The sequence below is a fragment of the Calothrix sp. 336/3 genome, from assembly GCF_000734895.2.
Lineage (GTDB): Bacteria > Cyanobacteriota > Cyanobacteriia > Cyanobacteriales > Nostocaceae > 336-3.
The window spans coordinates 935,297-954,332 of sequence record NZ_CP011382.1 but is presented as its reverse complement, the minus strand read 5'-3'; the positions used below and the strand labels follow the sequence as shown (position 1 = coordinate 954,332).

Below are 19,036 nucleotides of genomic sequence, written 5' to 3'. Positions count from 1 at the left end.
AGGGGTCTTTTTATTAACAGTATTTATCCGAACTTGATATCACAAATAAAAGTGAAGCGCTATGATATCTGGAACTATGACAGTAGAGACGTTCCACGGGAACGTCTTTATACTAATGTAAAAAGTGTCGTATTCCCGTGAATACCATGACTAAACCTAATTCGTTGGCAGCATTAATCGAGTCTTGATCGCGCATACTGCCACCGGGTTGGACGATCGCGGTAATTCCCGAAGCTGCGGCAGTTCTCACGGAATCGTCAAAGGGAAAGAAACCATCGCTGGCAAGGAATCCGCCTTTGGCTTTTTCTCCCGCTTGTTCCAGGGCAATTTTCGCTGAACCAACGCGGTTCATTTGCCCTGCACCGACTCCCCAAGTTGTGCGATCGCCACTAATCACAATGGCATTTGATTTCACATGTTTGCAAACTTTCCAGGCAAAGAGTAATTCTGCTAACTCCGTATCTGTGGGTTTTCTCTCGGTGACAACTTGCCATTTATCGGTATCTGCAATCACATCATCGGCTGTTTGTACCAACAAACCCCCGGCAATTACCTTGACTGTTTCCTTACCGCCACTGAGTAAATCTGGTAAAACTAATACTCGTAAATTTGCCTTCGTAGCTAATATTTCCTGGGCTTCTGGGTCGCAACCTGGTGCCACAATACACTCTAAGAATGTCTTTTTCAACTCCGTAGCTGTTGCCCCATCAATGGGACGGTTTAAGGCAACGATACCACCAAAGGCTGAGGTAGAATCGGCATTGAAAGCTTTGGTGTAGGCTTGGTGGAGGTTATCACCTAGGGCAGTACCACAGGGATTGGTATGTTTAATAATCGTGGCGGCGGGAGTATCGGGAAATTCGGCAATGATGCGTCGTGCTGCTTCCAAGTCTACCAAGTTATTGTAGCTGAGTTCCTTACCCTGTAACTTGACCGCACTTGCCCAACCACTGGTACTTCCCGTTTGATACCAGGTTGCAGGTTGGTGGGGGTTCTCACCGTAACGCAGAGATTGAATTTGTTTACCAGTGAGGGAAAAGGTTTCTGGTAGGGGTGTATCAACTGGGGATTGCTGAGTTAAATAGGTGGCGATCGCCTGGTCGTAACTGGATGTATGCAAAAATCCTTTTAAGGCACATTTTTGGCGAAACTCTAGGGATGGTGTCTGATGCTGCCGTAGTTCTGCCAAGTATTCATCATACTGTCCAGGGTCACACAATACTGTTAAATGGGCAAAGTTTTTTGATGCTGCCCTGAGCATAGCAGGTCCACCAATATCTATTTGCTCAATTGCCTCGGCAAGGGTGACACCTGGTTGAGCAATAGTTGCCTCAAAGGGATAGAGATTAACTACCACCAAATCTAGGGGACGAATTTGATTATTCTCCAAATCTGCAATATGCTCTGGCAAATCCCGACGCGCCAAAATTCCCCCGTGAATCCGTGGGTGTAAAGTCTTGACTCTCCCCCCTAGAATTTCCGGCGACCCCGTATAATCAGAAACCTTAGTCACAGGTATCCCTGCATCTTTTAATGCTTTGGCAGTACCGCCACTGCTGATTAAATCAAAGCCAAACTCTTCTACCAGGCTTTTACCTAATTCAATAATTCCTGTTTTATTCGATACACTCAGCAGTGCCAGACGCGCCATAGTTCCCCTGTTTTTTGTGATGATACAAAATATTGGCAGAAGAATATTTTATATCATGTCCGTTCAACCAAGGGGCATAGGGGTAAATTAACTCCATTCAAGAACCATACTGTTCAGGAGTTGGCAAAACTGTTACCCAATCATTCAATATCACCTTGTCCTGGCAAATCAAAAGTAATTAATAATGCTAGTTCTAGCCGTTGTAAATACTGAGGAGAAATGGCTCCTCGAAGACACAAAAATCTATTTTTCGCTAAAGCGCGCACCTGTTCTGCCATGGCGACGGAATCTCTCTCAAAACCTCCATCGGGAGCCATAATTAATACTTGACTCGGATAAATGCGTTTTCCCATACGATAAGTTGTACAGGGAACTGCTAATACAAACGAACTACTAGCATTTATCGCATCACGACTAACTATGATTACAGGACGAATACCCGCTTGTTCTGAACCTTCCGTGGGATCGAGAGAGACATCCCAGACTTCACCCCTTCTCATTGTTGAAACTCACCTAATTGCCAAGCTTCCCAATCTGATTGAGCAAATTCTTGGTAAATGATTGCAGTTTCTGTTTGATATTCCCTATCATTAGCCATTTGGGCAAATTCTGCGTCGATTTCTGCCCGCTTTTGTACTGCTAGTTCATGGCGAATTGCACGCGCGATAAACTCATTCCGACTTCTGGCTTTTCCTTCACCGACAACGCGATCGGTTGCTTCCAGTAATTCTGCTGGCAAAGTTAATGTGGTGCGGATAGTACGTTTATCCATGTTGACATCAGTTTTGATGATGTAAATGATGCCTATTTTAGCATTAATGAGTAGTCAGATTAATTTGCCAGTCAAATTACTTATCTTGCGTATAACCGTACCCCCACGGACGGACACCACTACCGTTACATTTATTAAAATTGCTTAACATTTCGTTACTATAGAGACATCAAGAAGAAGCACAAGCTTCTCAACGCAGAAATCAAAGGTAAACGCCATGAATAGTACAATTCGTGTTGGCAACCTCTTCGGGATTCCTTTCTACATCCATCCGTCCTGGTTTTTAGTTTTAGGTTTAGTAACTTGGACTTATGGCAGTGGACTAGCAGCAGCGTTTCCTGGGTTAGGGAATGGGTTAGCTTTGCTACTGGGTTTAATGACAGCACTGATGGTATTCGGGTCTGTGGTTGCCCATGAGTTAGGACATAGTTTTGTTGCCATAGGTCAAGGTATTGATGTTAAATCCATCACTCTATTTATTTTTGGTGGGTTGGCAAGCTTAGAAAAAGAATCGAAAACTCCAGGTGGGGCTTTTTGGGTGGCGATCGCGGGTCCGTTGGTGAGCCTACTACTATTCGGTACCTTTACAGCCATCGGTTTGGTGACTGCGCCATCGGGAGCAGGGGCGGCGATTATCGGTGTCTTAGCTTCTGTAAACTTAGCCTTAGCTCTGTTTAACCTGATTCCTGGGTTGCCCTTGGATGGAGGAAATATACTGAAGGCAATTGTTTGGAAAATTACAGGTAATCCTTACAAAGGTGTAGTATTTGCTAGCCGCATTGGACAAATCTTTGGTTGGGTGGCGATCGCCTCTGGTTTACTTCCCCTGTTACTGGTTGGTAGCTTTGCAAACATCTGGAATCTCCTAGTCGGTTACTTTCTCCTGCAAAATGCCGGAAATGCTGCACAAGTTGCCAGAGTTCAACAACAACTGACTGGTTTGACTGCGAGTGATGCGATCACTGAAGATAGCCCGATTGTATCTGCTAATTTGACTCTCAGAGACTTTGCTGATGGGCAAATTGGGCAAAGCTGGCAGAGGTTTTTAGTCACTGACAATGATGGACAATTGGTAGGAGCGATATCTGTAAACGATTTACGGACTGTACCTAGCACCCAGTGGTCAGAAACTTATATTCAAGACGTGATGAGAAGTATTCCTGAATCTACTACTGTACAAGCTGATCAGCCCTTATTGGAAGTGATGCAAGTGCTGGAACAACAAAAACTATCCGCCCTAGCTGTGATTCGTGAGAATGGGGTGTTAGTAGGAATTTTGGAAAAAACTGCGATCGTCAATCTGCTTCAGAAGAAAATGCAACCGAATCCCGCATAGTCTCAAAATCGGGATGACAGAAAATAAATTAAGTCAGGGGGTATGATGATATTCCCTGACTTGATGCTATGTAGGGTTTAAAACACTTTCCAGTCTTGACGATTCAGGAAAAAGCCATTGCCTTTGCCGTTTGTGCAAGTTAAACCATCGGTTGTTGCTTTGCAGGTAAAACCATTCTTTTTCCAAGTTTTGCCATAATCCAGCGTTGGATAATTCGGGGAATACATTGTATCGCCAACACATAACACCGTTGCAGGCTTTTTTGCTTTCGATAGAAGTAAACCATTGCCCCAATCCAAATTGCAGGATTTTGGCTGGGGAGGCATAGGCTTGAGCTTACTCCCGATTTCACAGCGAAGAATCGGTGATTCCTGGGCTAAATCACCCCCAATTTCATGGCTAATGCAGTAAATATTACCACTGGGTAGCATGAAGCCATCACTATTATCGATCGCCTGTGCGGTTTGCCCAACAGCGATCGCTCCCAGCATCATACCAATGGACAAAATTCCACACTTCTTCATCTGAGAAACCTCAATTTAACTACTTCAATTTTTGCGCTTGCTGTAACGTATATTCGCGCATGGATTGCTCCTCCGGTTGGGTGAAAAGGGAAGCTGCTTTTTGGTAGTCTTTGAGCGCTGCTACTTTATTGCCCAGCTTGACATAACTCGCTGCCCGATTCACATAAAGGCTACCAGTCAGTTCCGGTTTTTCCACTTTAATCGCCTGTGTGAAATCAGCAACCGCTTTCTGATGATCGCCCAGTTTGGCATACAAGTCAGCGCGCAACCCGTAATAGCTCCCCGCGCTCTCTACCTGAATAACTGCCGTCATATCAGCGATCGCACCCTTGACATCCCCAGCAAAATCCTTCACTGTGGCACGCTCGTAGTAATAAGCGATGGGATTTTCTGGATTAAGCTGTAAACCCTGGGTTAAATCCGCGATCGCCGCTTTGTAATTTTCTGCCATTCTGTAGTAAGCTGCTCTTGTAGCGTAGTGGTCAGCTTCTTTGGGTTCTAACTTGATGACTGCTGTTATATCCGCGATCGCCCCTTGATAATCGTTAGCCCCACTCTTGGCAAGGGCGCTTTCGAGCAATTTTTCGACGGATGTTTTAGCTTCGGCGAGCATTAATGGTTGTGGTGCATGGGCTGCTGCGGGTGAGAATGTCTGGAATGGTGCGATCGTGGCAGTCAGTAACCCCAAAGTAATGAGATGATATTTGAACATGATGAGAATAATCCTTGATTTTCAGGAACGAAGTCAGTTGGTTAATTTAGGGGTTGCCTGATTTGACAGTGTTTTCGGAAGCATTAGCTACGGTAATGCAAGGGGCAAAGCGATCGCTGATTTTGATGAATATGCCACTACCGTTGCTTGAGGTGGTGAGTCAGTGCGTTGCGCGGGGTATTGCCTAATTTCAGGTTGACTACGGCTCAAGTTTGACAAGGATGAGATGAAAACGAAGGGATAAAAGTGGCAAATCGCAACTTCCCGACTTTTACCCCATATGCTTAATTTTCAAATACGATTTCTGTTTCTTTGCAAAAATCAAAAGTTGCAGCTTCCGAGGGACCATCAGCGTAAACCGCTCGCAATTTCCAAACGCAGCTTGTGTTGTTTGTTGAGGAATCCCATTCCAGAGTAATTTTTTCCCCAGTATTTATGGCACTATTTGTAAACTTGCGCCAGTTTCCGCTACCGACTTCCGCAGCTTCAATTCTCTGAATTTTGGAATCTCCAGCATTTTCAACTACAAATGTCCAGGAATCAGCCAAAACGGGAGCCGCGATCGCTCCTAATCCTACAGTTGCGGTTGCTGCGGTTGCTGCTAATTTAACCATTAATTGTTTAATCATTTTATACCTCGTCTATAAAAACTGATGTATCAATGTTTTTGTCTATATTTCAGTGATAAACATCTCTTTCACGGAGGTCAATAGATTAATTGTCAAGGTTTTTAGAAGCAATTTCACCAAATCTTTCAAAAAATAATATTTTTCTACTGCCATCAAAAATATGGCGCAGTCAAAGTAACCAAAGTATTATTAAATACATTTGAATGGGTATTTGTAAGTATAAAAAGGCATTCTCATTAGCTTCAGTCTTCAAGAAAACTTCAATATTGATATTTTCCCTGGGTGAGAAGATTTGAGAGACTAATGATGGGTGAGATTTGGAGAAAGCGCTAAAGCGCAAACATTTTTGTTATTCCACATAATTAAACGATTATGGTGTAGGGGTTTCTGTGGGTGTTTCCGTGGGAGTTTCCGTAGGGGTTTCTGTGGGGGTTTCTGTTGGTGTTTCTATGGGAGTGGGGATTTCTGCGGTGACTTGCAGTTGATACTCCTGGGATGATGCCACAGTCGAAACTATCACAAATTCGTAATATCCGCTCTTTGTCAGGGTTTGGGAAAAATTGTGTTGGGGAGAATCTTCGAGAATTTTTTGCCCATCGGGTGAATAGATAGATAATAAAACTTTGTTATTTGCTGTGAGATTGACTGTCATTTCCTGATTTTCAGCCAGTTGGGCAATAAAAATTTTGCCGTTACCACTTTTCAAGGTGCCACTGACAGCTTTACCCGTTGCTCCAGTCTCAAATGATAATTTTTGTAAGGCACTACCAGCTAAGATGGCATTGACTTTATCATTGACAAAGCCTTGCCAAACTTGTCCCATGGGTTGGTCGATAAATTTTTGACCGCGTTGTTGGGGAAATTGCAGAAAGAAGATACTATCAGCTAAGTCAAATAGGGAATTACTACCCACATTCAAATTATTAACTTGCACTTTCCAGCGATCGCGGTCTGCTCCAGTATAAGTACCTAAGCGTCTGCGAGAGTCGGCACTCATAACTGTTAATTTATTTAAAATATCCTTGGCGGTTGCATCCCATTGTGCGCGTAATTCTGCGTCTTTACTCTCGTTACTCAGCACCTGTCCGCGTAAACTGGGGTTTTTCTGCCAAAATGTTTGATTAACTAGGGTTATGTAAAAATTGTAATCAACTCCTAGGCGTTCCCGAAGCTCTTTTAATTTTTCCTTACGCGCTCTCTCCTCTGGATTATATTGCGCCAGGGGGTCTGTAGGTTGGGTGACAGTTGGCGTTGCCACTGGTTGTACTGCTAAATTTCCAGGGCGATCGCCACTAGATTTCACTAAATTACTAATTCCCCACGCACCCACACCGACAACACCCGCAAGCAGGAGGATAGGTAGGAGCTTTTTCCCCATTTTCTTGTCTTGGGGAGGGGTGACAACTGGAGGGGGAGCAGCTGCAAAGGTTGCAGAGGTGGGAGCAGGATTAACTACCGGGGGTTGGGTGGGAGGATAATTAGCGGGTGGGTTGAGTGCTTCGATAACTTGGGTAACGTTGCGGTAGCGTTGGTTCGGCAAGGGTGAGAGCATTTTATTCAGGATTGCTCCCAATGGGGGACTGAGATAAGCAAATTGTTGCCATTCCCAAGCCAAATTTTGATGATTAATTAATTCCTGGGGTTGCTTACCTGTGAGTAAGACTACCATGGTGGCAGCTAATGCATATAAATCGCTGTGGGGTTCCACCAACCCAGTCTGCATCTGTTCGGGGGGTGCATAACCGATTTTCCCCAGGAGGGTGAGAGGTGGCAGGGTGGGAGCGACACCAGCTTGGTAGAATTGGGAAGCAACGGTGGCAGCAACTTGCTTGACACCACCAAAATCGATGAGTATGGGTAGTAAATCTGAGTGACGCTGAATTAAATTATCAGGGGAGATATCCCGGTGAATTACTCCCATGGAATGCACGTATGCCAGCACTGGTAATATCTGCTGTAGTAATTGGCGAATTTCTGCCTCACTGAAGGTGGAACCTTGAGCCAGACGCATATCTAAGAGTTGGCGGTAGTTTTCCCCTTGAACATAATCTTGTACGAGAAATAAAGATTCTTTTTGATCTACTCTGGTGCGGAAGATTTCCCGAAACCGGGGAATTTGGGGATGTTGCAACTTGTAAAGCACCGATGCTTCCCTCTGAAATAGTTCTTCAGATTTTTGCACCACGTAGGGTGTTTGCACCTGGGGAGAAAATTCCTTGAGTACACAAGGTTCCCGAAAACGGTTGACATCTTCCGCTAAATATGTACGTCCAAAACCCCCCTGTCCGATGAGTCGGGTGATCAGATAGCGATCGCTTAAAATGTGTCCTGGTTGGATAGTCATTCCCCTAATTTTCTGTTCCGATTTTACTGATTTGTTCAGCCGCGATCGCGTACCAGATTTGGCTGTAGGTTTGTGGATCTAGTTTCTCATTATCCTGCCTAATGCCCGGAAATAATTTGTCAAATTTGCGGTTAGTTTCGGAGTTAAGTTTCTCTAGGGTATAGTTTCCTAACTCCCCATTTTGTGCCTTGGTGCGCCATGCTGCGTAGTCTTTGCCACCATAGCTTCCGAGTTTTTCCCGTGTTGATTGGCTGAGTTTTGCTTCGGTAATTTTATCTAGGAACTTGTTAGCAACATTTGCCCATTCCTCCCGCAGTGCTGCATCTTCCGCACCACTAGTTAAAGCGCGTCCATTTAATTGGGGATTTTCCGCGTGGAATATGCGATTTACAGTCAGGTTAAAAAAACCTTCGGGTATGGCTAATTCCTGACGACGGTTAATTGCTTGGGTTAGTTTACCCGGTTTTTGCTGATTCGTGGATTTTTTTGGTGACTCATCTTTCGGGAGGGAGATAGAAGGCAAGGATATGGATGATACACCGCGAATCACCGCACTCACCAGCGCCCAAGAGCCGGCAAAGGTTAAAATAGCTACACTCGTCCCGATTAAGCTATAGGCAAAGGGACGCATCCAAATCGGTACGGGGAGAGATTGAACTGCCGCTTGGGTTTGATGCTGAAATTTACTGATAACTGCGGGTGGTTTTTTACCCGGTGCTACTACCATGGTTTTGATTTTGGTAATTAGGGGATTAAGGGTTTTTACCGCAGGGGTGACAATGGGTTGAGCGGTTACAACCGCAGTATTTACAGCCTTGATACTTGGTGCCAGGTATTGAATTTGTTTAAAGACTTCCTGGGCAGTTTGATAGCGATCGCTCGGTTTATAGGAGAGCATCTTTTTTAACACCGTTTCTAACTTGGGGCTAACTTGAATCTCCTTACCCCAACTCCAATTACCGTTGTAGCTATCATAGAGTTTTGGTGGTTCTTTGCCAGTAATTAATACCAGTGCGGTGACAGCCAAAGCATACAAATCGCTACTAGGAAACGCCTTACCCTGTCGTAGTTGTTCCTCTGGGGCGTAGCCTTTTTTACCTAGAAGGGTGCGATTGCCTGCCAATTGTGTAAACCAAAAACCCTTACTCGCAGGTAACTGCTTCACCGCTCCAAAGTCAATGAGTACGGGCAAATCATCGCTTTTACGCCAAATTAAGTTATCCGGGGAAATATCTCGATGTATGACATCCCGTGAGTGCAGGTAGGATAATACTGGTAGAATTTGCTGCAACAGTTTGATAACTTCCTCCTCTGTAAAGCGGCGCTTTTCTAACAAGTCGAGAAAATTATCACCCTCAATGTAATCCTGTACCAAAAAGAAAAAATCCTTATTACCCAGTTTGACTTGCAGAGAAGAATGAAAACGGGGTATCTGGGAATGCTGGAGTTTTTTGAGAACATTCGCTTCCCTTTCAAATAACTCCTTGGCTTTATCTAAATTTTGTGTATCTTCCACCAGGGGGGCAAATTCCTTCAGCACACAGGTTTTCTGAGACTGTTGGGTATCCTCCGCTAAATAGGTTCTACCGAAGCCACCTTGTCCTAATTGTTTCATGATGCGATAGCGATCGCCAATCATTACCCCAGTTGACAAGGGTAGAGGTTCACCACACTGGGTACAGAAGCGGTTACCTGGTTGATTTGCGTGATTCTTACTGCAATATACCTGCATGGTGCTGAAGGAAATAAAGGGAGTTTTTAATAATTGCTACAACTGTAGCAGCTTGATTTACGCATACCACTACTGTTTCCAAAATAAAATTCCTCACCCCCAAGGAGACAAGGAATTGGTTAATCAGTAATGAGTAGTGAGTAGCGAGTAATGAGTAATGAGTAGGGGCTGCTGAATAACTTTAAAACTTTTATCCTATAAGCTTTTCAGGGTATTTTTGGAGAAAAAGTGCAAGAGAATTAGGGATATAAGGCTGAAAAACCTTGCATCTACTAGCACTGAGCGTAGCCGAAGTGCAATTTTTGAACTTCAAAAAAGAAGAATTCCCATTACCTATTGAACCATTCGCCACCATGGAAACGCCAACGGGGAAATATTACCCGCATCATGGTTTGAGAAGCGATAAATACTGCCAGCCAGACAGTAACATAGTGCATAAAAAAATCTCGCCACAGGAGACTTGTTCGAGGAATGGGAATAGGTAAAATACTAAAAATTTTCAACCCACACCAGATAAATATCATCTCCCAAATTCCTGCCATTGCTTGATAGGCTGCGGGCCAATCTCGATCCCAACGGTATTTCTGTAGGTGATTATATAATACATCCCAGGCAATCCCAAATAGGGCAACATAGAAAATCACCGCAAAATACACCGAACTTTTACCAGAACCAATTAAACCCATCGCAAAGGGAATTGTCACCAAGACTCCCACTGTTCCTAACAGGAGTAATCTTGTTTGCCAACGTCCAAATAATGTAGGAGTCATAGAAAAAACAATATTCCCATCTGGTGATAATTACAGCACTGGGTAATTGTATGAAGGTGTCATTTCCTTGTTACCCAGGGATTGCAAAGAAGTGGATTTTCAGGGTTGATTCTCACGTAGTTGTTCTACTATGTAGTCTTCGAGTTCTTGCTTTTCCCGTTTACTAGAAGAACGTTGGTAGTTTTTACCCGTTTCTTGCACAAATTTACGTTTTTCACTTTGGGAACCTTTACCGGAGCCAGTTTTTTGCATCTCTTCCCAGGTTTGTAGCGCTACAGCCTCTCCTAATTGTATAAGGGCAGCAGGTAATAATTTTTTTGCCTCAGTACGAAAATCTTCCTCTGTTTCTAAGGAGGAGAAATCTACGTGGTTGAAGTCAATATCAATTTGAAATTTACTCATTCAACTATTAAAACTCTATTTTGCCAAAATCTTGACTACTTATCACAAAGATAATAGCCTAAGGAGAATAGATATGTAATGATTTCTGTTGAAGTCACCTTCGGAAGAGAGAAAGTGAAATCTTTGTAGTGGTGCTGTGACTCAGGGGAAGTGAAATTATGACAATACCCAGGAGGGGTAGGCAGAAAAAGCCTGCCTTTTCATACGCGCAAAGATGTCTGTACTAGAATTAGAGGATGTTTTTGATTGGTAAATCCTGGTTTTGATGACTGCAACTATCTGCATTGAACAGGAGATAATTGGTGATGGTTATGATTCCTCACCTTCATGATTCACCAAATCTCCCCGCTCTAATTCCCAGAGAATCTGATTACCTTCACGACGAACGCGAGAGACAACCCAATTACGCCAACGCCATTGATCACCACGACTGGTGACAGCGCTCGCATGAACATCCATTAAGTCTGCAAGTTCGGAACTGGTAATTAAATAGCCCTTTTCAGCAATTTCATCCGCGATGTGTAAAGTTTCTACCAAGTTACGTAGTTGGGTGACTCTCGTTTCCCGTGGTAATTCTTCATTTGTCGATGTCGCAGAGACGGTAGGTAATTCCATGTTGGTTATATCTGATGCCAGAGTACTGATTTGCTGTTGTTTTTTGTTAATTATCGTTGATTCTGTCAAAGAATCAGATACTCTTGTGACTGCAACTTCGCTATTTTGTCGAGAAAACCCATTACCATAATTGATATCTGAAATTGATTGTAATGATGGGACGTTACCACTAGCGAAAGCACGGGCGATCGCGTCGCATCTTTCATTGCCGATATTGCCAGCATGACCACGCACGTATTCCCATTTAATTTTACGATTATTGAGATCGTCTAGCTTTTCGAGCAAATCTTGATTGAGAACCGGTTTGCCGTCGGCTTTTTTCCAACCTTTGCGTTTCCAACCTTTTACCCATTTGGTGACGCAGTTAATTAAGTATTCGCTGTCGGTATAGAGGGTGATGGGTTCAGTTTGTCCCGATGCATGGAAATATTCTAGTGCGGCGATCGCGGCTTGCATTTCCATTTTATTGTTGGTGGTTTTGCCGTGGGATGAATCTCCCATTTCATGGATGGAACCATCTTGGAAATAGACAACCGTACCCCAACCACCAGGACCAGGATTTCCTGTACAAGCACCATCTGTGTATATACTTTCGATTATCGGCATTCCCAGTTAAGTTAGCGGTGAAATATCAGTTAAGTTAATTAAGGTTAGTATAATTTCTGCCAAAATTGAAATAGATAGGGATAAAATTAAATTATTTTCCCAACAAGCGATACCATAGCCGAGTCATTAAAGCGATTAGGAATGGTGAGCTAAATAGTATACTCCAGAAGAAAGTCGGCGAAGTCAAGAAGCTATAATCTGTAATTTTCTCAATACCCACAGCTTGTAACCAGTTTACAGTACGTGGTGATATACCCATATCTGCCAAGAATTTCATCCTGCTTTCTGATTCACTATTCCGATTGAATTTATATCCCCAACAGTTTGAATTAGTCGAGGATGTTATCTAGAATAACCTGTAATGATAAAAGCAGCTATCTAAAGTTGCTGCCAGAAAACCCCTATAAATGAAAGTGCAAACAATGAATGTGCAATGATTACAGGTATACTAGCTGTACCATTAGTCAACCCATAAAGCTGGGAAATTGCTGCTCCTGTATGGAAAATAGATAGCGTAATTAATCCTGGTTGCAATGATTTGAAATCGGTCATCTTCAACATTAAAAAACTCAAAGTACCGAAAGCCAAAGCACCACACCCAATTATCTGCAACAACGAAATCGATAAAGCGCTATCTTTAATAACTAAAGTGGGGAAAAATATAAATACAATACCTACTCCCACCTCAAAAATCGTATTGGCAATTAATAGTATTCGCATCATTTCTACACCTATCCTATCACCATAGTTATTAAAGATACGCAATTTCACACCAACCAAGGGCGATAAAGTCTAGTATCTGTATATAGATTAAATCTAATTCGGTTTAGCAAAACCAAACAGAGAAAACAGCCCGTGATACCATTCGCTCTTAGTTACAAGCACTTTTAAGGCTGATTCTAAATCGACTTCTAAATCTTTGTTCTGAATATCAATAATTAATTTATAAGTCAATTCTACATGAATCCTATCTCGCTTACTAAGTAGAATGAATTTACCATTAGAAGCATTTTGAAGCTGAGTGATTTTCTCTTTTGTCACACTACCTTTCATTTCAGCTAGCCGCTCATCTCTAAACAGGATAAAACTGTCTTTGGGATGTAGACAGACTAACTCATTGAAATTGCTGATTCGACTAACGAAGGATGAACTAGAAGACATTTGAAGAAAACCAACTACATAGTTTTTATTTTCGGTTTCAATGACAATATGTTCTGGTAAAACTCGTTTACCTAGGCGATATAGAGTCAAGTTGACTGGTTTAATTTGGTTGAAAGCTTCAGCAATTGTTTTAAGTTTACCGATATCATCAGAGTCAGAGATGATTGGAAGATTATGATATTGTCCTTCCAGAAAAGCTCTTTGTTTACTTAAGTAATCAATAACATACTCTTCTCTTATCTTCTCTTCACTTTTAACTTCAGGAATGAGTTTGGTAAGTAAATCTCTCATGTTTACTAAGCCAGGGTTTTGCATTTCCTGGATGATGTTGGCAAGTACTTCTGTAAATACCTGCTGTTGAGAAACTAATACTCGCAACTGCTGTTCTATTTTCTCATTACCTTCTAAATTATGGATGTTTTTCTTGATAGAAGGCAAAGGAATTTGTCGAACTCTGTAGTTGTAATAATCAGCAGCTCGATTTAAAACTCCACGAATAGATTCTTGTCCGAGAATATCCTCTAAATCTTCAGGTAAAAATATCTGTTCTAAGGGTGTATTAATATTATGAAGCTTGATTTTGAGAATAGATAAAAGTTCTTCGGTTTGGGGTTTTTGTAAATCAACTTGGTATTGAGATACGCGACCGATAATTGAATTATCAAAAATTGTTTTAAACTGCTCCCATCGCTTGGGGAACATATTCAAAATAATTAAACTATTCGGAACATGGGTGAAAATTTCCTTAATAGTTTCTCCAAACTTGAGCAATACCTCCCGGTTTTGGCTAAGTCCTAATCCTTCAAGCTGATCGAAGATAATAATTAAAGGTTCATCAAGGATTGATAATTTACCTAAAACAGAAATAGCTTCTAAAGAAAATTCTTCTAGGCTAAAATTTTCTTGCCAATTTGGTAAACCAACTTTTTCTGCTTCCTCATTTGATAAAGTCTGACCCGCTAGCCAGCGTGTCGCAATATTTTTGTAATTATAGTCACTGTAACTACAATACTTAATAATTCCCTTAAGAATAGAGAGAGCAAAACCACCAGCTGAGTAATATTTGACCCACCACTCATTAAGTCGTTTGTAAATTTGTTGCCAATATACTACTTTTGTATAAGTTCCTTCTGCTCCCAGAGAATTAAGATTATCATCTTTGAACGCTTTGAGAATTTCTATATCTTTTTGAGTCAAATTTGGTACACTAGCAGCAATTTTATCAAACCCATTAAGAATTAGATAATCTAATTGAGTTAAGGAACCAACTCGCTCAACTAAAGACTCTAAAATTCGACTGTAAATATGGTGATTCACAGAGGAAGAGTTGTTGGGTTGGCGAATAAAAAATAGTCGATTAGTTGATAATCTTGCTTGTGTCAACCGCATCATCAAATGAGTCTTACCTGAACCGGGTTCTCCAATGACAACCGCTCCTTTACTTTGACGATTGGTGTCGAGTTTAATATCTTTTAATATTGAATTAAGAGTAAGAAATTGTTGGTGATAGGTATCAGTGTAATCAGGATGGTTTTGAAATGGGGTATCAACGCGACTACCACTAAATGGATTTGGTTTTTCTTTTAATTGTACAAGCATTAATTTACGATAAAGATAGTAGGTGAACTCAGCATCATAACGGGCAGAATGAGCCATATCTCGAATGAAATAATGGTTATTTACCCGCAAATTTAAATATTTACTCAGGTACTCTAAAGAATAGCTTTCTAGGTTTTGCCAATAATTTGTCGCTAAATTCCATGTACACTCAAAATCTAAGTTAGGAAATTTTAACCCAGCTTTGCGGAAACTGTATTTTAGTACATCCATATCATGCTGGGCATAGTGACACACTATTTTTTTGCCGTCAACAATATTTAGAAAGTCTAGTAATAAGGTTTTGAGACTTTTGAGATTGGGTGTATTTTTAGTGTTATTCGCATGCTCCTGTGAAAAAGCTTCATAGATTAACTTGCCACAACTATTGACTATTGCTAATTCGCTTAGTTCCGGTTTCCCCTCAGTATCAATAATAACAAATCCCATAGAACCCCAAACATCAGTACCTTTATTATTTATAGCAAGAAAGAAAAAATAGGTTATGAATAATACCTAATTGCTACTATCGATATTTAGTATTCACAGGCGGAAATAATGGGGTTTACAAGCAAAACATGTAATGAAATGCTTGGATATGCTGTACTATATTATACTAATTCAATGTTTTCCGTCACGGAGAAAGTAAAGGTTGGGGAATGGGGACGAGGAAGCGGCGATCGCTATTAATAATCACTCATAACGAACCTAATATACTTAATGAATCGGTAATGCAAGAAAAATTTCCGAATCTCATTGGGATGAAATTCAATGTTAAATTACCTAATTTCAAGATATATTCGCTAGTTGATTTGTCTAATGGAAAAGCTTTTCAACCTGCAAGAAAAACAATGCAATCAATTAGATATTTTGACTATTTAATGAAAACTTATGTTTCTAGATAATATTGTACTACCCTGCTCAAAGGTATAAGCTTGCAGAATTTCAGAGTAGGATTGTTTTGATTGGGGTGAAAATTAGCGATTCATTTTCTTTTTCACCTTGGAAAATACTCTTTGTATTTGCAATTGTGCTAATCGCATAGGTGTTAGTTGGGGAATATTACTTGTATACTTTTGTCGATGGTCAAAGAATTCATTTAATTCCTGGAGAATCACCTGCATTTTGTCGATAATATTTTTCTGACGATATTCGGCAAGAAAGTGTTCGGGAAATGTAATTTTATTTTCTCTGTTTAACGCAACACTAATTCTTTGCATATCATATTCTAGGGAATAGCCAGCTATTTTCTGACAATTAAATCCGGGGTCTAAATAATCTGAAAGTCCACCATTGACGCTGGAAAAAACGTGACAACCACAAGCCATTGCTTCCATGGGTTGTAAACCAAAACCTTCGCTGACACTCTGTTGTGCCCAATATTCGGCGGAATCGTATAAATAAACCTTTGCCCGGTTAAATAACCCTGGTAAGTCGGGAATATAGGAATTGACTACAAACACCTGATATTTTTTTTGTAAGGCTGGAACCAGCATTTTGAGAAGATAGGTTGAGGATTTTCTCGCTTGAACTAAAATATCTATATCTCTTGGTAAATGTAAATTCTGAAATTCCTCACTAATTTGATTTGGGAGATAATAAATTAGGGAATTTGGTGCTAACTGTCCCCAGTAACCCAGGGTATTTCTACTGACTGTAATAATGGGAATATCTGGAGGTAAATTAAATTTATATCCTGCACTATGGGCATGGTAAACTACATTTTGACCTCGCAATTTTGAGACGAGGCGGGAAATATCAAATCCCCAACTCATGACAAATATAGTGTCTTCTTGTTTCTCTGAAAGTATATCATCTAAGAATAATTTGCCACTTTCTCGTTGCCGATAGGTGACAACATCAGCATTACAAATATTTCTAGCTAATTCTAATGTTTTTAACTCTGCCCAAAGTCCACCACAGGCAAATTTGTTATCTGTACCAGGAAGTAAAAAATAAAGTTTTCTCATTCGCTTCAAAATAAATAATAGTCATATGGGAATCATGTTTGATTCTTGAACTAAATCTAGTATTGTAGTGGCGTGGCAAGCCTTGAATGTTGTAATGAAAAACCTTTGTGCTTTAGCGCTCTCATCATTCTACAATCTAATACAACATTTTAGCTGTGTCATTCCAATACGTATATTTTCAATAACCAAACCGGACTCCTATATAATCATTTTGCCAGTTTTCTTGGGACAGAGCTTGGCAAAATGCAAACGCATACATCTGATTTCATCGTATACATAGTGTAGATGATAGAAAAATATACGTGATTTAGCTACTAATTATATTCTAGCTCTCTGTAGAAATCCGGATAAAATTACCATATGGAAAGATAATAATGCTTACTGGTGATGAGAATTTATCTGCAAATGATAACGATTCTTTTTAATGATGGTTGATTATGATACATGCTTTTTCCCAAGCATATAGGCTGAGTGACTCTATTTACGGGAAATAAGACTGTTGATTCAGCCCCATAAACTTGATACTGAGTAGCAAAATTATATATACTTCTGTTCATATAATAAATTTATAAAGAAAATATGAATTTTTCGTAAAGATGGGCTTATACTCACAAAGTTATCGGTAGAATGTCGGATATGGTAGTGAAATTGACTGAAAAGTCATGACATCACTGCTAAATGGCTAAATTACTTGTAATTTCCTCCCAGGAATTTAAATTTCGAGTAATTTCATGGGATTAGCCCATTTTTCCCTTTGATGAAGTCCACTCACAAAAAAATGAGTAACATCATCTCTTGCCAGAGCTAGCAGCTAAACTGTAGAACTTGCTTTTTCAGAGAGTTCCCGTTCCGATTTTACATATCAAGAAAAACTTGAGACATCTCAATTAATTTTGGATTTGCTTAATTAATACTTTTGGCAGAGTTTAGAAAAATCTTCATCAGGTAAAATAGGAATCGCCGCAAGTTTTACCAAAACTTCCTGAATCTTGTGAGTCTTGTTCAATTGATTGAGACTGGGTGGGAAGTATTTGCTTTATTAGCAACTGCGCTGCTAGCAATTATTTTCTGTTTCGTAATCTTATTCACCAAGGAAGTGACAGCTATGCTTGACGCATATTTTGTCAGGTTTGTTTGTTATTGCCACCTATTGATTGGCTATGTATTTGGAATATTTGAATTACCAACCAAGATTTTGTTGAAATTATCAAAGCTATTCTTTGGTAGTTTTTTTGGTGCGATCGCCCCTAGGACGGCTTTCTCCTAGGAAAATTAATCATTGTACCTTGCACAAACAATTTAGTCGGGGATCACTTACTGTTCAATGATAGGGAAGTTTATCATTAACTACTATTATTGTTCCCCGTGAGCGATCGCCCCAACTTTTGATGATTATGTCTACCTAATTTAGAGGGTAAAAATTAGGCATAAAGCCCAGGAATCAGCCCCTAGACTGGCGAAAGTCTGAGGGGACAGAGTTCCCAGGTTCGTTGTATCTCTTGTAAACGCATAATTAACTGAAAGCTAATTACATTTGTAGTTGTGAAACCTTGTCCGGGATTCTCATACAACTGCAAAGGAACAATTCGTCTACGTTTGACAGTTAAAACAACTGGTGATAATCATGGCATATCAATTCACTCAACAGCAAGCTTTCGAGAGCGACGATGTGACTCCAAGCAAGTTTCTCACACCGTTTCAGCGCAAAGCTTTACTGAAAAGTTTACAAGCGAATTTGCAGCCAGAGTATAGTCGTCGTATTGAAATTATGCTGTTGGCGGATATGGGCAAATCGCAAACTCAAATCTGTGAAATGTTGGCTTGTTCCCAGGAGATGGCGAGGTACTGGATTGCGGTAGCAGAAGCAGGTTTAGCCCATAAATGGAATGAAAGACCGATAGGTAGACCGAAAAGTGTTAGTAATCAATATTTAGAGCGACTGAAAGATTTAGTGACTCATAGTCCCCGTGAGCATGGTTATGCATTTAGTTGTTGGACTGCTCAATGGTTGAGCAAACATCTAGCCAAGGAATTTGGAATTGAAATCAGCGATCGCCACATCAATCGACTGTTGAAACAAATGGGACTATCGACAAAGCGGAAAAATCTCTGCAATCAAGATACAGAAGCGACTAAGGATAGTGGGATCACCATTCGTGACTTGCAATCCCATGAAGAACCTAGTTGGTGTTGGTCGTTTAATTTGAAATTTTAGA

At 40.8% G+C, this 19,036-nt stretch carries 19 protein-coding genes; 4 read left to right on the top strand and 15 right to left on the bottom strand.

Features of this window, described 5'->3' with window-relative positions; all coding sequences use genetic code 11:
* Nucleotides 1-112 precede the first annotated feature (112 nt).
* The 3 genes from purH to IJ00_RS03820 all read right to left on the bottom strand — a co-directional run bounded on the left by purH (nucleotide 113) and on the right by IJ00_RS03820 (nucleotide 2,423).
* Nucleotides 113-1,651 (bottom strand): bifunctional phosphoribosylaminoimidazolecarboxamide formyltransferase/IMP cyclohydrolase, encoded by a 1,539-nt coding sequence (purH, locus tag IJ00_RS03830; protein ID WP_035150249.1) that lies wholly within the window; start codon nucleotides 1,649-1,651, stop codon nucleotides 113-115.
* A 140-nt stretch (nucleotides 1,652-1,791) separates the two neighbouring features.
* Nucleotides 1,792-2,151, bottom strand: a complete 360-nt coding sequence (locus IJ00_RS03825) for a type II toxin-antitoxin system PemK/MazF family toxin (protein WP_035150247.1) — start codon at nucleotides 2,149-2,151, stop codon at nucleotides 1,792-1,794.
* Nucleotides 2,148-2,423, bottom strand: coding sequence for a CopG family ribbon-helix-helix protein (locus tag IJ00_RS03820; protein ID WP_035150245.1), 276 nt, complete (start codon nucleotides 2,421-2,423; stop codon nucleotides 2,148-2,150). The genes IJ00_RS03825 and IJ00_RS03820 overlap by 4 nt, the downstream gene beginning before the upstream one ends.
* Nucleotides 2,424-2,640: 217 nt before the next feature.
* On the opposite strand from IJ00_RS03820, the gene IJ00_RS03815 reads away from it, so the two are divergent.
* The gene (locus IJ00_RS03815) at nucleotides 2,641-3,759 is read left to right on the top strand and encodes a site-2 protease family protein (RefSeq protein WP_035150243.1); all 1,119 of its coding nucleotides are present in this window, start codon (nucleotides 2,641-2,643) and stop codon (nucleotides 3,757-3,759) included.
* A 77-nt stretch (nucleotides 3,760-3,836) separates the two neighbouring features.
* On the opposite strand, the gene IJ00_RS03810 is transcribed toward IJ00_RS03815, so the two are convergent.
* A complete protein-coding gene (locus IJ00_RS03810) occupies nucleotides 3,837-4,283 on the bottom strand; it encodes a DUF6636 domain-containing protein (RefSeq protein ID WP_035150241.1) in 447 nt (148 codons plus the stop codon).
* Between the two features lie 19 nt (nucleotides 4,284-4,302).
* A complete protein-coding gene (locus tag IJ00_RS03805) occupies nucleotides 4,303-4,995 on the bottom strand; it encodes a tetratricopeptide repeat protein (RefSeq protein WP_035150239.1) in 693 nt (230 codons plus the stop codon).
* Between the two features lie 62 nt (nucleotides 4,996-5,057).
* On the opposite strand from IJ00_RS03805, the gene IJ00_RS28125 reads away from it, so the two are divergent.
* Nucleotides 5,058-5,183: a hypothetical protein gene (locus IJ00_RS28125; RefSeq protein WP_339366867.1), complete on the top strand. Its 126-nt coding sequence runs from the start codon at nucleotides 5,058-5,060 to the stop codon at nucleotides 5,181-5,183.
* A 96-nt stretch (nucleotides 5,184-5,279) separates the two neighbouring features.
* On the opposite strand, the gene IJ00_RS03800 is transcribed toward IJ00_RS28125, so the two are convergent.
* From IJ00_RS03800 to IJ00_RS03755, 10 genes are all read right to left on the bottom strand, one after another.
* The gene (locus tag IJ00_RS03800; protein ID WP_035150237.1) at nucleotides 5,280-5,624 is read right to left on the bottom strand and encodes a hypothetical protein; all 345 of its coding nucleotides are present in this window, start codon (nucleotides 5,622-5,624) and stop codon (nucleotides 5,280-5,282) included.
* Between the two features lie 370 nt (nucleotides 5,625-5,994).
* Entirely contained in the window at nucleotides 5,995-7,968 is a 1,974-nt protein-coding gene (locus tag IJ00_RS03795) for a serine/threonine-protein kinase (protein WP_035150235.1), read from the bottom strand.
* Nucleotides 7,969-7,972: 4 nt separating this feature from the next.
* A complete protein-coding gene (locus tag IJ00_RS03790) occupies nucleotides 7,973-9,700 on the bottom strand; it encodes a serine/threonine-protein kinase (protein WP_035150232.1) in 1,728 nt (575 codons plus the stop codon).
* A 329-nt stretch (nucleotides 9,701-10,029) separates the two neighbouring features.
* Nucleotides 10,030-10,470 (bottom strand): hypothetical protein, encoded by a 441-nt coding sequence (locus IJ00_RS03785; protein ID WP_035150229.1) that lies wholly within the window; start codon nucleotides 10,468-10,470, stop codon nucleotides 10,030-10,032.
* A 99-nt stretch (nucleotides 10,471-10,569) separates the two neighbouring features.
* Complete coding sequence (locus IJ00_RS03780) at nucleotides 10,570-10,872, bottom strand: hypothetical protein (protein ID WP_035150226.1); 303 nt, start codon at nucleotides 10,870-10,872, stop codon at nucleotides 10,570-10,572.
* 309 nt (nucleotides 10,873-11,181) lie between these two features.
* Nucleotides 11,182-12,093, bottom strand: a complete 912-nt coding sequence (gene rnhA, locus IJ00_RS03775; RefSeq protein ID WP_035150219.1) for a ribonuclease HI — start codon at nucleotides 12,091-12,093, stop codon at nucleotides 11,182-11,184.
* A 91-nt stretch (nucleotides 12,094-12,184) separates the two neighbouring features.
* A complete protein-coding gene (locus tag IJ00_RS28120) occupies nucleotides 12,185-12,370 on the bottom strand; it encodes a hypothetical protein (RefSeq protein ID WP_144415976.1) in 186 nt (61 codons plus the stop codon).
* Nucleotides 12,371-12,471: 101 nt separating this feature from the next.
* Nucleotides 12,472-12,864: a hypothetical protein gene (locus tag IJ00_RS03770; RefSeq protein ID WP_144415975.1), complete on the bottom strand. Its 393-nt coding sequence runs from the start codon at nucleotides 12,862-12,864 to the stop codon at nucleotides 12,472-12,474.
* Between the two features lie 45 nt (nucleotides 12,865-12,909).
* Nucleotides 12,910-15,300 carry a 3'-5' exonuclease gene (locus tag IJ00_RS03765; RefSeq protein ID WP_035150214.1) on the bottom strand — a complete coding sequence of 797 codons (2,391 nt, stop codon included), beginning with the start codon at nucleotides 15,298-15,300 and terminating at the stop codon, nucleotides 12,910-12,912.
* A 527-nt stretch (nucleotides 15,301-15,827) separates the two neighbouring features.
* Nucleotides 15,828-16,820 (bottom strand): glycosyltransferase, encoded by a 993-nt coding sequence (locus tag IJ00_RS03755; RefSeq protein WP_035150209.1) that lies wholly within the window; start codon nucleotides 16,818-16,820, stop codon nucleotides 15,828-15,830.
* 991 nt (nucleotides 16,821-17,811) lie between these two features.
* Here IJ00_RS03755 and IJ00_RS03750 point away from each other — a divergent pair.
* Both IJ00_RS03750 and IJ00_RS03745 read left to right on the top strand, forming a co-directional pair.
* Nucleotides 17,812-18,087: a hypothetical protein gene (locus tag IJ00_RS03750; protein WP_035150207.1), complete on the top strand. Its 276-nt coding sequence runs from the start codon at nucleotides 17,812-17,814 to the stop codon at nucleotides 18,085-18,087.
* A 357-nt stretch (nucleotides 18,088-18,444) separates the two neighbouring features.
* Complete coding sequence (locus IJ00_RS03745) at nucleotides 18,445-19,035, top strand: helix-turn-helix domain-containing protein (RefSeq protein WP_035150205.1); 591 nt, start codon at nucleotides 18,445-18,447, stop codon at nucleotides 19,033-19,035.
* Nucleotide 19,036 lies beyond the last annotated feature (1 nt).